Origin of the sequence: Curtobacterium sp. MCLR17_042 (assembly GCF_003234695.1) — a bacterium.
GTDB classification, from domain to species: Bacteria; Actinomycetota; Actinomycetes; order Actinomycetales; family Microbacteriaceae; genus Curtobacterium; species Curtobacterium flaccumfaciens.
Map to the genome: position 1 here is coordinate 59066 of NZ_QKTD01000012.1, position 13032 is coordinate 72097.

At 71.7% G+C, this 13032-nt stretch carries 10 protein-coding genes; 4 read left to right on the forward strand and 6 right to left on the reverse strand.

Going from position 1 to position 13032, the window contains the following annotated elements:
• The first annotated feature begins 25 nt into the window (after positions 1-25).
• Positions 26-1588, forward strand: coding sequence for a glycosyltransferase (locus DEJ02_RS12720; protein WP_181440353.1), 1563 nt, complete (start codon positions 26-28; stop codon positions 1586-1588).
• Complete coding sequence (locus DEJ02_RS12725) at positions 1585-3324, forward strand: glycosyltransferase family 2 protein (protein ID WP_111033326.1); 1740 nt, start codon at positions 1585-1587, stop codon at positions 3322-3324. Before DEJ02_RS12720 ends, DEJ02_RS12725 begins: the two co-directional genes overlap by 4 nt.
• On the opposite strand, the gene DEJ02_RS12730 is transcribed toward DEJ02_RS12725, so the two are convergent.
• Both DEJ02_RS12730 and DEJ02_RS12735 read right to left on the reverse strand, forming a co-directional pair.
• Complete coding sequence (locus DEJ02_RS12730; protein ID WP_111033327.1) at positions 3314-4186, reverse strand: DUF6270 domain-containing protein; 873 nt, start codon at positions 4184-4186, stop codon at positions 3314-3316. The two genes, DEJ02_RS12725 and DEJ02_RS12730, sit on opposite strands and share 11 nt — an antisense overlap.
• 20 nt (positions 4187-4206) lie before the next feature.
• The gene (locus tag DEJ02_RS12735; RefSeq protein ID WP_111033328.1) at positions 4207-5322 is read right to left on the reverse strand and encodes a glycosyltransferase; all 1116 of its coding nucleotides are present in this window, start codon (positions 5320-5322) and stop codon (positions 4207-4209) included.
• Positions 5323-5372: 50 nt separating this feature from the next.
• On the opposite strand from DEJ02_RS12735, the gene DEJ02_RS12740 reads away from it, so the two are divergent.
• The gene (locus DEJ02_RS12740; protein ID WP_111033329.1) at positions 5373-5951 is read left to right on the forward strand and encodes an SGNH/GDSL hydrolase family protein; all 579 of its coding nucleotides are present in this window, start codon (positions 5373-5375) and stop codon (positions 5949-5951) included.
• 18 nt (positions 5952-5969) lie between these two features.
• Here DEJ02_RS12740 and DEJ02_RS18500 read toward each other — a convergent pair whose 3' ends face one another.
• The 4 genes from DEJ02_RS18500 to DEJ02_RS12755 form a co-directional block, all read right to left on the reverse strand.
• Positions 5970-6125, reverse strand: coding sequence for a hypothetical protein (locus tag DEJ02_RS18500; RefSeq protein WP_175529707.1), 156 nt, complete (start codon positions 6123-6125; stop codon positions 5970-5972).
• Positions 6126-6271: 146 nt separating this feature from the next.
• A complete protein-coding gene (locus tag DEJ02_RS12745) occupies positions 6272-8860 on the reverse strand; it encodes a glycosyltransferase (protein WP_111033330.1) in 2589 nt (862 codons plus the stop codon).
• Positions 8860-10314 carry a glycosyltransferase family 2 protein gene (locus tag DEJ02_RS12750; RefSeq protein ID WP_111033331.1) on the reverse strand — a complete coding sequence of 485 codons (1455 nt, stop codon included), beginning with the start codon at positions 10312-10314 and terminating at the stop codon, positions 8860-8862. The genes DEJ02_RS12745 and DEJ02_RS12750 overlap by 1 nt, the downstream gene beginning before the upstream one ends.
• Positions 10311-11669 carry a hypothetical protein gene (locus tag DEJ02_RS12755; RefSeq protein ID WP_146249285.1) on the reverse strand — a complete coding sequence of 453 codons (1359 nt, stop codon included), beginning with the start codon at positions 11667-11669 and terminating at the stop codon, positions 10311-10313. Before DEJ02_RS12755 ends, DEJ02_RS12750 begins: the two co-directional genes overlap by 4 nt.
• Before the next feature lie 53 nt (positions 11670-11722).
• Here DEJ02_RS12755 and hisD point away from each other — a divergent pair, with 53 nt between their 5' ends.
• A complete protein-coding gene (gene hisD, locus DEJ02_RS12760) occupies positions 11723-13030 on the forward strand; it encodes a histidinol dehydrogenase (protein ID WP_111033333.1) in 1308 nt (435 codons plus the stop codon).
• Positions 13031-13032 lie beyond the last annotated feature (2 nt).

A 13032-nucleotide genomic window follows, 5' to 3' on the forward strand; every position in this document is an offset into this window, starting at 1 on the left:
CGTGATGAACTCCAGGAGAAGTGCTGTGGGCGGACCCCTTCCCCTGCTGTCGGTCGTCGTGCCGGTCGGCAGCGTCGGCCCGTGGTTCGACGTCGCGCTGGAGGCGCTCCGGTCGCAGAGCCACCGTCGGCTCGAGATCATCCTCGTGCTCGACGGGCTCAGCTCCGGGGTGACGGAGTCCGTCCGGTCGCTCGCCACCGAAGACCCGCGCATCGTCGTGCTCGAGATCGGGGAACGTGGCGGAGCCGGCAACGCCAGGAACACCGGGCTGCGCGTCGCGACCGGCGACTTCGTCGTGTTCGCGGACGCCGACGACCTCGTGCCGCCCGCTGCCTACGAACGGCTCCTCGCCGTGTTCGCCGAGTCCGGTCCGGTGCTCGTCAGCGGGAGGGCTGAGCAGTTCACCGGGGACGGGCGCGAGTCGACCTACTGGACGACGGACGACGCACTCTGGACGACCGGGGGGACCGGCCTCCGACTCTCGGACACGCCGCAGCTGGCCTTCGACCACACACCCTGGAACAAGGTCTTCAACCGCACGTGGTTGCTCGAGTCCGGCGTCGAGTTCCCGACCGGCACCACCTGCGAGGACGTTTCCTGGTGGGCGCGGCTCGCGGTGGGAGCGAGGGTCGACGTGCTGCCCGAGGTGGTGTACCGCCACCGGCGACACGACGAGTCGGTGACGTCGGGCATCGGCCGGGGCGACGACCTGGACGACTGGGTCGAACAGACCCGTGCAGCAGTCGAGACGTACGCGGCACACGGGGCGGACGGGGCGACGACGGCTTTCGGACGGCGGCTGATCCGCCGAGAGGCGTGGACGCGGGTCCGCGGGATCGGCGTGCTCGACCCGGCCGGCGCCCGCCTGCTCGCCGATTTCGTGCGGTGGATCGGCACCTGGGTCGACGAGACCGAGTTCGACGACCTCAGCGCCTACCCCGGCGCCGCCTACGCCCTGCTCCGGGCGAAGGAGCCGGGACTCGCGGCCGAGCTCGTCGAGACGTTCGACCGCCCGGCAGAGGACGTCGTCCTGCGGTGGGGCAGTCTCGCCGCCGAGTGTGAGCGGGCCCTCGGTCCCGACACGGAGCGCGGCGCTGACCTGTGGCGCGAACGCCTGTTCCGGCCGGTCGTCGATGCCGCACAGCGTGGCGATCCGCTCCCTGTCCGTCCAGAGCTCGTCGCGGCGTTCTGGGACGAGTTCGTCGGCCGTGGGCTGGACGAGCACGAACAGGTCGTGCTGTCCGCGTTGCGGGACGGAGCAGTGGACGACGTCGTGTTCCTCCGACGCAATCGTCGCGTCCGTGCGACCGCCGACCGACGCCGTGGTGGTCTCTGGATCAGCATGACGGGTCTCGAGCACCCGGCACCGGGAAGTGTCGTGCTCGAGCGCGACGGAACCCGGACGGCAGTGCACCGGGGCGTGCTGTCATCGGACACGGTCGTGTCGTCGGCGAGGCCTCGGCCGGGTGACAGGTGGAGCGTCGAGTTCACGCTGCGCGACGGGCGGATCCACCGTGTCGAGGTGGCCGTCGCACCGTCGGCACTGCGCCGCGTCGCCGCCGTGCTCAGGACGAGGAGTCGGCCGTGAGCGCACAGCTCTCCGTCGTCATGCCGGTGCACGACGTCGCGCCGTGGATCGAGGAGCAGCTCGACTGTGTCCTGCGGCAGGATGTCGACCTCGAGGTGATCGTCATCGACGACCGGTCCACCGACGAGACGGTCGCGATCGTGGAGCGGATCGCGTCCGGCGACCCCCGTGTGCGACTGCACCGATCCCGAGCAGCGGGGGGAGGCGCCGCCCGCAACCAGGGGATCGACCTCGCGCAGGGCGAGTACCTGGTGTTCGCCGACGGTGATGACCTGGTACCCGACGGGGCGTACCGGACGCTCATCGACGCAGCCGAGCGCAGCGACGCCGTGATCGCGCTCGGCCGGCACCTCAAGTTCAGCTCCGGGTCGACCTGGGAGCCCATGTCCAGTTCGTACGACGTCCTGACCGAGTCGGTGACGGACCTCCAGGCCATGCCGAGGCTCTTGGCGAACCGCGCGTGCTGGAACCGGGTCTTCCGCGCCGACTTCCTGCGCGCGTCGGGCGTCCGGTTCCCGAACGCCCCGCGCTCCAACGACATCGTGCCGATGGTCCGCGCGTTCCTCGCCGCGGACCGTGTCGCGGTGGTGCCGGAGGTCGTCTACCTCTACCGCGAGCGTCCGGGAGCCTCGTCCATGACCGCGAGGGCGTCGGGCATCGATGGCGTGCTGAGCTACTTCGATCAGGAGATCGAGGTGGCATCACTGCTCGCCGACGCCGCCCCGGAGGTCCGCCGCGCGCACGCCGAGGTCGTCCTCGACGCCGACGGGTACGTCCACCTCGAACGGTTCCTCCGCGGCCAGCCGGATGCGAACGACCTGCACCGGGTCATCGGAGCGGTGCACGATCTGCTCGCGGTCGTGCCGACCGCCGATCGTCAGGCGCTCCGTGCCGAGCGACGAGCGCTCTGGTTCGCGGTGGCCAACGGAGCGGGGGAGATCGCCGTGCGCCTCGCGTCTGCGCTGCACGACGCGCGCGACGACCGCGACGTGCCGCCGGTGCTGCTCCGCGCCTGGGTGGACGTGATCCGCTCGGTCGGTGTGCTCGGAGAGGAAGCGGTCTTCGCACTCGGTCGCGGATCCCTCGTGAACGACGGGCCGTTGGTCCTGCTGGCGAACCGCGCGGAGCACACCGACGTGTCGGTGCTCGGATCCGCCGTCACGGACCTGGGTCCGCTGACGGCAGGGGTCGAAGGGAACTCCGAACTCCTGCGCGCGATGGCGGGTGCCGTCCACGGGCAGGACCCGCTCGCAGTGCAGCTCGTCTCGATGGTGCGGCACCTCGCACCGCTCGTCGTCGACGAGGCGCACCCGGACGCCGGCGGCCTGACCTTGAGCGGACCCGTGGCCGGGACGGTGCCTGACGGGGTCTCCCTCGACATGGTCCTGACCGCAACCCCGACCGAAAACGCCACTCTGACCGGAGCCGGGGCAGCGGGTACCCAGGCCGTCCTCCGGGTCGATCACCGCTCGTCCCGCTGGTCGCTGCGCCTGGAGAACGGCGACATCGCCACCGGCAGACACCGTGCCGTGGTCCGGATCTCGTTCCGTGGTCTCGGGCTCGACTTCCCGGTCGTGACCGCGAGGATGCCGCTCCCGCCCGTTCCGAGCGGCGTGCAACTGCAGCCCCTGGCCGACCGTACGGACGGCTGGCGGTTCCTCGTCGACCGTCGGGTGCCGAGCGGGCACTTCGCCCGACGGCTCCTGCGCGCAGCGCGCGCCAGGCTCAGGAACTGAGGCCGGCGAGTTCGTCGGCCGGGTCCCCGGCGGTCAGGGCATCGCCGATGACCATGCGGTCGAGGTCTGCCATGAAGTCCTGGAAGAACGGTCGGCCGAAGTGCCAGGGCGAGATGCCGTAGGGGTGCGCGCCGTCGGAGTGGTACGAACGGTCGCGGTTGTCGATGGTACGGAGGTCGTGACGGGCGGCGATCGAACGGTAGAGCGAGTCGTACCGGTCGTTCTCCCGCAGTAGCCGCTTGTACAGGTCGTCCCGTTTCTGGTCTCCGCGGTACTTCACGAACTCCAGGTCGCCGGTGCTCGTCCGGTAGTACGAGCTGTACCGGAAGCAGTTCAACACCAGGGTCGTCTCCGGGAGCGCCTGTCGCTGCCATGCCACGAGCTCGTCGACGGCCTGCTCGAGGAGCGGCACGTACTCGGCGCTCGCGTTCGCCATGTGCAGGGTCGTGAAGCTCTCACCCGCCGCGAAGAAGTCCGTCTTCCGGAAGCTGTTCGGGTTGTTCGTGATGGTCGCGTCGCCGATCCGCGCGAGCCCGTACCGGACGTCGGAGTAGAGGTCGAACAGCAGGTAGTCGGGCGCGAACGACTCGAGTTCTGCGCGGTCCGACTTGGCGATGTCGCGCGCCATCGTGCGCGCCCCGTGCTCGTTGACCTTGTCACCCGGCTGGATCCGTTGCGCGATGTCCGGAGCGACGGGCGCCGACAGGAAGCTCACGAGACCGGTCTGCCACGCGAGCGGACCGAGGTCGTAGACGTCCTTGTAGTGCGGGTTGTTCCGCGTGATGAACGCTTCTCGCGTGACGCACGAGCCGATGATGGCCACCTTGATCCGTGACACCGAGTTCTCCGTTCGATCGAGCATGAGCCAGCAACAAGGGTTGATTATGCCTCAGGGCGCGTGGCGGTCCGCGTCGGCAGGCCAGCCGTCGTGTGCCGCAGGAGCGCCTCGTACCGGCGGGAGACCGCGAACGGCGCGAGCCGGGCCGTGAACCCGAGTGCGGCACCGCCTTCCGGCAACGGCTCCGACAGCACCCGGGCGAGCGCGCCGGCATCACCGGGTTCGAACCACCGGACCCAGGCTTCACCGCCGAAGTCGCTCCGGAGGTGCGCTTCGTCGGGCAGCACGACCGGCACGCCGAAGGTCGCGGCGAGGTGGAGGCTGCCGGAGTTCAGGACGCGCCGGTACGGCAGCACCGCGACGTCCGCGGCGTCGAACCAGCGCTTGACCTCGGCGTCGGCCACGTAGTCGTGGTGACGGACGGTGCGGAGCCCTTCGGGCAGGAGCCGATCGATGGTCGCTTCGTCCTCGGCCGACGTCCTCCCGGCGAGCAGGAGGACGAACCGGTCGGCGGCGGACGCCTGCTGCAGGGCCTCGATCAGGACGTCGACTCCCTTGTACGGACGAATCTGTCCGAAGAAGAGCACGGCGACGTCGTCGTCATCGAGTCCGAAACGTGCTCGTGCCTCCGTCCGGGACCCGTTTCCGTCGTAGATGCCGCGGTAGCTCGGGTGGGGGAGGTGTTCGACCGTTCGCCCGGAGAGGTCGTAGAACGGTGCCACCACGTCGCTCGTGCGGGAGTTCATGACGTGCACCGTGTCCGCGGTCACGGCCAAGTAGCGGTTCAGCGCGATCTCTTGCTCCTCGTGCCGGACGTCGTGCGCGAGCGCGTTGTGGATCGTCCAGACGACTCGTGCGCCGTGTGCCCGCGCTCCGTCGACCGCGGCTCGGAACCGACCGAGTCGGGCAACGGCCTCGGCGGCGTCGTCCGCACGCTGCACGATCGGAGCCGTCCAGTGCACGTGCACGACGTCTCCGGTGCCGAGGGAGCTCAGGTCGTGCTCGAAGCGCTCGAGCCTCGCGGACTCGAGGACGTCCCAGCCCGAGGCGCGGGGAGCCAGGAGCATGAGGTTCAGGTACGGGTTGTCGCGGTAGACGGGGAAGACCGCGAGCCGCGGTGGACGGCCGTCGCGAGGACGCGAGCGCGCTGTTGGAGCCACATGGCGATCCTACGAGGGGTCGCCGGTGCTCCGGTCGATAGCATCGAGGGATGTTCAGAGCTCGATCCAAGATCACCACCGATACATCGCTGACCTTCGCCGTGTCGGGTGACTCGGTCACGGCCCGCCCCGAGTCCTGGCGTGACCAGCTCGGCGATCGCCGTCTTCGGCTGGTCGGTGGCTTCGCCGAGGACGGTGCGACGTCCGAGCGTGCGTTCGGCCAGGTCCGTCGTTCACTGGCTGACGTGCTCGTGGTCATGATCGGCATGAACGACGTCAGGGAGGGCGTGCCCTTCGAGGAGATGACCGCGAACATCGAGAAGATCGTGCGGTTCGCGGAGTGTCAGACACCCCTGATCTGCTTGGTCCCGCCGAACAACCGCACCAACGGCACGGTGAACCAGCGCGCGAACGGGGTCGTGGCGAACCGGCACCTGTTCGACCTCGGAGCGCGACGAGGGTGGGTGGTCGCGGATCCGTTCGCCTTCGCCCGAGCCTCCAACAACTCGTGGGGTGGCGGCATGTCCGAGGACGGCGAACATCCGCTCCCGCACGTCTCCGCGGAGGCGGCGGTCCGCATGCGCCTGTTCATCCGGCAGGCAGCGGCGACGATGGGGCTCAACCAGTGAGATGAGGTCGGTCGGCGCTCAGTCCAGCGTCGCGACGATGTACTCGGCCTCGTGCAGGACCGAGCAGAACGCCAGCCCCTCGTGGTCGAGCGCATCGCGCTTCCGGATGACCGCGCCGCACACAGCGCACTTGGTCGTGAAGGTCGACCGCATTGCATCCGAGAGGAGCGACATGCGAGCAGCCTGCTCCGGCAAGGTGAACAGCAGGCCTCGTTTGTCTCGGAACCTGGTGAACGTGCCCGAAGAATCCGCCTCAGAGTCGAAACACGCTCAGCTCCGCGGGCTCGTGGTGTCCGCTCGCCACGCGCGCCGAGAAGCGCTCACAGCGACCGGACGACCTGCCCCGCCTCCGCCGCAGCCCCGACCACGACGGCGAAGTCCCCCTCCGCGACGGACTGCCCCTCCGCCAGCCACACGACGTTCCGCGCCCCCGGCTGCGGCACGAACGACGAACCACCCGGCCCCGAAGACGGTGCCCCCACGACCAGCACGGTCACCTCGTCCAACCCGCTGGATCCCCGGTACCAGGACGTCGGCATGTCGACCTGCACCACGTGTCCCGCGGCTTCGAGCGCGATGACCAGTGCGGACACGTCCGCGACGCGCGTGCCGTCGTGCTTGACGGCGACACGGAAGCCAGCAGCCCCCTCCTCCTGGACGACGACCGGTCGCGAGGACCGCACCATCACGCCGTGGCCCTTGGGGAGCCCGGGGGCCACTCCGAGGTAGCGCAGTCCGGCTGCGTCGTACCGGTCGACGGCGTCGGCGTCGGGGTACCGCCCGCGCCATCGCTCGTCGAAGATACGGCGGTTGTCGACGCGGGCGTCGTCCCGGCCCGGCGTGCGGCTCTCGTGGTGGACGACGACCGACGACGGGACGACGACGAAGGCGGAGCCCGCCGGTGACGTCGACAGTGCGCGGAGGCACAGGTCCACGTCCTCCAGCCCGTTGGCGTACACGGGGTCGAACCCGTGCCAGCGGATCAGGTCGGCGGCACGGAACGCCGCGGCGGCCGCGGTGATCGCCGAGAACCGCACTGCGCCGGCGGAGCCCGACCCGAACACGCGGTCGGCGTCGTGTCGCGGGTGGTCGCCGAGGAAGTGCCAGGGGAGCACCTTGTCCCCGCCGAAGACCGTGCCGGCGGCCTGCACGACGCCGTCCGGGTACACGAGCAGGGGCTGCGCGCCGAGGACCGACGGGTCGTCCAACGCGCCGACGAGCGGCCGCAGCCAGCCGGTGGTGACCTCGGTGTCGTTGTTGAGCATGACGACGGTGCCGCCCGAGGACCGGGCGAGTCCGAGGTCGCTGCCCAGGGCGAAGTTCCGGTTCCGGTCCTCGCGCTGCAGGACCACCCGGGGTTCGTCACGGAACCAGGCACCGAGGATCGCGGAGACCGATCGCGGAGAGCCGTTGTCGACCAGGACGACCTCGACGCGGTCGCCGTCGTGGTCGGCCGCGCCGAGGACGGCATCGACGGCGCGCCGGGTCATCGTCCAGTCGCGGAACACCGGCACGACGACCGAGACGAGTCCGGTGTCGCGCGTCGGTGCTGCGGACGCCAGGGCGTCCCAGTCGATGCGGTGGCGGGCGAGCGCGACCTCCTGCCACGACGGGGGCTGGGCGGAGGAGACCCGTCGCTGGTCCCGCACGTTGTCGTAGTCGACGCCGATGACGGGGACGTACGCGGGCACCCCGAACCGCTGCCCGATGCGGAGCAGCCACTCCCAGTCGATCCAGCGTCGGAGCGTCTCGTCGAACGGGCCGACCCCTGCGGCGACGTCACGGCGGACCACGAGCGCGTTGAGGTCGATGAAGTTGCCCGCGAGCAGGTCGTCGAGCGTGCCGTCCTCGCCGCGGTACGTCTCGACGGGCGCGGTCCGGTCGTCCGCGTTGTTCGCGCCGACCATCCGCAGACCCGTGTGCACGGCGGGCCCGTCGGTCTCGAGCAGTGCCGCGAGGGCTGCGGTCAGGTGTTCGGGACGCCAGGTGTTGTCGGCGTCGAGGAACGCGACGAAGTCGCCACGCACGGCCGCGAGTCCGGTGTTCCGGGCGGCGCCGGCACCGCCGTTCTCCCGCTCGAGGAGCCGGATGCGCCCGTCTTCGGCAGCGAGCCCGCGCACGACGTCGACGGTGTGGTCGCCGGACCCGTCGTCGACCACGACGAGTTCCCAGTTCGTGTGCTGCTGCCCTCGCACCGAAGCGATCGCCGCACCGACCACGTCGGCGCGCCGGTACACCGGCATCACGATCGACACGAGCGGTTGCTCCGCGTCGCGCCGCGCGGCACCGTGCGGGTACCGGCCGAGGGCCTCGGCGACCTCGGGCCCGTCCCACGTGGACCGGTAGCGTCGCCGGGTGCGGTGCTGCGCACCGGCGAAGGCGCGCGCATCGGCGACGGCTGCCTCGCGTGCGGCGCCCCAGGTGGGAGCGTCGCCACGGCGGCCTGGAGGCACGGGGAGCGTGGTCGCGTCGGTCGCGTTCCGCAGGAAGTGCCGGAGCGCATCGAGCGTGGTCGCCGGGCGGGCGGCTCCCGGCACCGAGGCGGCGTACACGCCTGCGTCGAAGAGCGGCCCGGTCTGGAAGAGCTCGGGCCCCTCCTGGTGCAGGGCGTCGTACCAGGACATCGCGGGGACGGGCTGGTGCTCGCGCATCCACTCGTGCTCGATGAGCGGGTGCAGCGAGAGCCCACGCTGCCCGTCGTTGTGCACGTAGAACGCGACGGCGTCGGCGTCGGTGTCGAACGTCCGTCCGGTCTGTGCCTCGAAGTACACGCGGTCGAGCACCTCGAACTCGGCGATCCGCCGGGCCCAGCGGTCGAGCCGGTCGGTCACGGTCAGCGGTCGGTCCGGGCCCCGGAAGGGTCGGGCGAGGCGCCGTGCGACGCGGCCGATGCCCTTCGCCTCGGCCATCAGCGGCGCCCCGGCAGTCGTGCGGCGACCTTCGCGATCGCCTGGCCGGTGCGGAATGACCTGCTCGCGCGCAGGTCGGTGAGCTCGCGGCGCAGGCGCACGACATCGTCCGCTGCGCTGGCGGCAGCGACGTCGGCGGCCGTGAGGTCGAGGGGGAGCAGCGCCGCCCACCGACGTTCGAGCGCGTCGGCCGTGCCCGCGAGCGGGGCCGTCAACGCGTCCTCGATGGGTGCACGGGCGTCGGTGACCGCGCCCGGTGCGACGACCACGGCGAAGTGGTCCACGACGGCCGCGAGGGTGTCGGCACCCGTCCGGTGCGCTCGCGACGACCACGGCACCGCGTTCTGCTCGGCCCGCACGACCACCAGGTGGAGCGCCCGGCGGTTTGCCGTGACGACGTCCGCGGGCGCCGGGTCCACGAGCACGGCGACGGTGACGAGGTCGTCGGGGCTGGGGTCTCCGGTGGTGACGGTCCACGCGGCCGGTGCCGACGTGCCGGCGGGGAGCCGGGCCTCCAGGTCGAAGCCGTCCCCGAAGGCCGCGTCGACCTGGCGGACGAGCGTGTCGGCGTCCTCGACGTGCCGCAGGTCGACGGCGAGCCGCGGGCGCTGCCCCGAGGGGACGAGGACGTCGGCGAACCGCTCGGTCGCCGTCATGCCGTGCCGCTGGTACGCGGCCACTGCGTCCGGCAGGAACGGGTAGCGACCCTCGAGCACGCGCTGGTGCGCGGCGCGCAGCGCGCTGCGGTTGCCGGAGAAGCTCTTGCCGCCGGCGTGCAGGACCAGCGCGCGGTTGGCGATCTTGGCGAGCCAGCCGTGGGCGGCGATCCGGAGGCAGTAGTCGTTCTCCTCGCCGTAGCCGGGCGCGAAGGCCTCGTCGAACAGACCGTGCTCGGCGATCAGCTCCCGGCGGGTGAGGAAGCAGAAGCCCATCGCGACGGGCAGGACCTGGGACACCGGGAGGAGTGGTGCGAGCTCGCCCCAGACCCGTCGCGTGCGGTCCTCGGTGCGGGCGGCTCCCCGGTTGGTCAGGCGGTAGGGGATGCTCGCGATCGTCGCGTTGTCACTGCGCGCGGTCACGACGCCGGTGCGGTCCTCGTCGAGGACCACGAGCATCGCGTCGAGGAACCCCGCGGTCGGCACGGCGTCGCTGTTGAGGAGCAGGACGGCCTCGGTGCCGGGCTCGTCGCTGCCACGGTCGAGTTCGTCCACGGCACGGTTGCACGTGCCGACGAACCCGAGGTTGTGGTCGTTCCGCTCGTACCGGAACCCGGGGCGATCGCCGATCCGGTCGAGCAGCGCCCGCTCGATTGTGTCCGCCTCGGGCCCGCAGTCGTTGACGAACAGGGCGCGGTGCCGTTCGGTGTCCAGGTGCTCGAGGAGCCCGTCGACGCACCGCAGCAGGGAGTCGAGGTCGCCGTACACGGGCACGACGACGAGGGTGGAGCGGGTCATCGGGTGGACTCCTCAGCTTCGAGTGCACGTGCGAGGGCGTCCACGGCGGTCTCCAGCGGGCCACCGAGCACCCCCGCGGCCAGGGGCACGTGCCGGGTCGGGCCGTGCGCAGCTGCCTGCCGGACGGCGTCGGCGACGGCCAGGCCGAGGGAACGGGCATCGGCGGGGACCGCCTCGAGGTTCGGGTGCAGGTGCGCGCGGGTGCCGCGGAACTCGTTCGTCACGACACGTGCGCCGGACACCGCGCCGTCGAACGGTGGGTGGCTCGGGTGCGGGCTGTGCTGGAGCGACAGCACCACGTTCGTCGATGCGATGAACCGGAAGTAGTCGTCCCAGGGCATGGTGCCGTGCGAGACGAGCTTCGCGTCGCCTCGGCCCCCGTCGAGCTCGACGTCGCCGTGCTGTTCACCGGCCGAGTGGAACTCGACCCGGATGCCGTCGGCGGCCAGCTCCTGCACCGCGACCCGCAGCGCGGCGACGCCGAGGCGGAACAGGTTCCGGTGCTTGCTCGGACGGCCGTAGAAGAGGACCCGGACCACGTCCTCGTGCCCCCGGGCAGCGGCCACGCGTTCGAGCAGCTCGAGGTCGAGGTGCGGTGCGAAGGTGTGCTCGGAGGGGACGTCGAGGCCCTCGACGTCGGCCAGGTACCGGCGCAGCGGCTCGGAGTTCACGAGCATCCGGAAGCCGGCGCGGTAGGTCGAGGCGGCGACCGCGTACTCGGTCGACCACGGGCTGAAGCCGGGTTCGTAGTCCTGCACCAGGTACACGACGCGGTGTCGGGGGACCACCCCGGCGGTGACGGCGACGTCGATCGGGTGCGCGGTCTTCCAGTGCGTGGCGACCCAGACGTCGTCGCGGCCGAACTCGGTGTCCAAGATGTCCTCGCGCCGGACCACGCGGACCCCGGGACGTCCGTCGACGCGCGACTCCGGGAACCGGTCGGCGACGAGCGCCTCGGCTGCGGCGGCACTGTTGCCGGGTGTCGTCCACCGGACCATGACGACCCGGACCCGCCGGCCGAGGCGGTCGCCGAGCGCCAGGGCGACGGCCAGGGCGGTCTGCACCCCGGCGAAGGCGGCACCCTCCCGGAGTTCGTCGACCACGAGCACCACCTCGGGATCGCGGTCCACGGTGCGGATGCCGGCGAGCGACAGGCTCGTCTCCACCAGGCCGTCGAACGGGCGCGCGGCCAGCGGCGCACGATCGCGTTCCCGCCGAGCCACACCGACGTCGACCCGGGACACCGTCCGGCCGAGTCGCTCACGGACGTCGTTGCGGTAGTGGCCGTCGCGGGCGTACCGCTCGTTCACCCGGACGAGGTCGCTCACGAGGCGCCGTGCCTTCTCGAAGTTCATCAGCCCTCACGTTACTGGGCGTCGGCGTTCGGCTCGGTAGGATCGGACCCCTCATGATGCAGCGAATCGACCTCCGCGGCGGCCTCCCCGCCCGTGCCGAACTCCTCCGACTCATGCCCCGCGCCGCGGGTGACGTGTCGCACGCGGTCGACGCCGCGCGCGAGTTGATCGAGGACGTCCGACACCGTGGGGCCGCTGCCCTGCACGACCAGGCCGAGCGCTTCGACGGCGGGGCTCCCACGAACGTCCGGGTGCCCGCTGCCGAGATCACCGCCGCCGTGGCCGGGCTCACGCCCGAGGTCCGGGCAGCCCTCGACGAAGCCGTCCGCCGGGTCCGGGCCGCGAGTGCCGCGCAGATCCCCGCCCCGTCCGTGACCACCCTGGCCGACGGCGCCGAGGTCCACCAGCGCTGGCAGCCGATGCGCCGCGTGGGGCTCTACGTGCCCGGTGGCAAGGCCGTCTACCCGTCCAGCGTCGTGATGAACGTCGTCGCGGCCCAGGTCGCGGGCGTGCCCTCGATCGCCCTCGTGTCGCCGCCGCAGCGCGACCACGGCGGCGCGGTGCACCCGACGATCCTCGCGGCGGCGGGGCTGCTCGGCATCGACGAGGTCTACGCGATGGGCGGCGCCGGAGCCGTCGGCGCGCTGGCGTACGGCGTCGCCGAGATCGACCTCGAGCCGGTCGACCTGGTCACGGGGCCGGGCAACAACTACGTCGCCGCCGCCAAGCGCCTGGTGCGCGGGGTGGTGGGCATCGACTCCGAGGCCGGGGCGACCGAGATCCTCGTGATCGCGGACGACACTGCCGACGCCGGGTTCGTGGCCGCCGACCTCATCAGCCAGGCCGAGCACGACGAGCAGGCCGGCAGCGTGCTGGTGACGACGTCCGCGGCGTTCGCCGACGCGGTGGAGCAGGCCATCCCGGAACGCACGGCGGTGCTCGGGACGGCTGCGCGCCTCCAGACCGCTCTGGACGGACCGCAGTCCGCGATCGTCCTGGTGGACTCGCTGACGGACGCCGCGACCGTGAGCAACGCCTACGGGCCCGAGCACCTCGAGATCCAGACGGTCGACGACGACGCCGTGCTGGCCGACATCGACGCCGCCGGTGCGGTGTTCGTCGGGCCGAGCACGCCGGTGAGCCTGGGGGACTACCTGGCCGGGTCGAACCACGTGCTGCCGACCGGTGGCCAGGCCCGCTTCGGGTCAGGGCTGTCCGCGTCGACGTTCCTGCGGCCCCAGCAGATCGTCCGGTACACGCCCGAGGCCCTGGCCGAGGTCGCGCCGCACATCGTCGCGCTGTCCACCGAGGAGCAGCTCCCCGCGCACGGGGCCGCCGTGACGGAGCGCACGAACCGATAGCC

Bases quoted from the DNA above. Each gene is read 5' to 3' on its own strand.
- DEJ02_RS12730 (WP_111033327.1), bottom strand. From the start codon at position 4,186: ATGCTCGATCGAACGGAGAACTCGGTGTCACGGATCAAGGTGGCCATC.
- DEJ02_RS12740 (WP_111033329.1), top strand. From the start codon at position 5,373: ATGTTCAGAGCTCGATCCAAGATCACCACCGATACATCGCTGACCTTC.
- DEJ02_RS18500 (WP_175529707.1), bottom strand. From the start codon at position 6,125: ATGTCGCTCCTCTCGGATGCAATGCGGTCGACCTTCACGACCAAGTGC.
- DEJ02_RS12745 (WP_111033330.1), bottom strand. From the start codon at position 8,860: ATGGCCGAGGCGAAGGGCATCGGCCGCGTCGCACGGCGCCTCGCCCGA.
- DEJ02_RS12750 (WP_111033331.1), bottom strand. From the start codon at position 10,314: ATGACCCGCTCCACCCTCGTCGTCGTGCCCGTGTACGGCGACCTCGAC.
- DEJ02_RS12755 (WP_146249285.1), bottom strand. From the start codon at position 11,669: ATGAACTTCGAGAAGGCACGGCGCCTCGTGAGCGACCTCGTCCGGGTG.
- hisD (WP_111033333.1), top strand. From the start codon at position 11,723: ATGATGCAGCGAATCGACCTCCGCGGCGGCCTCCCCGCCCGTGCCGAA.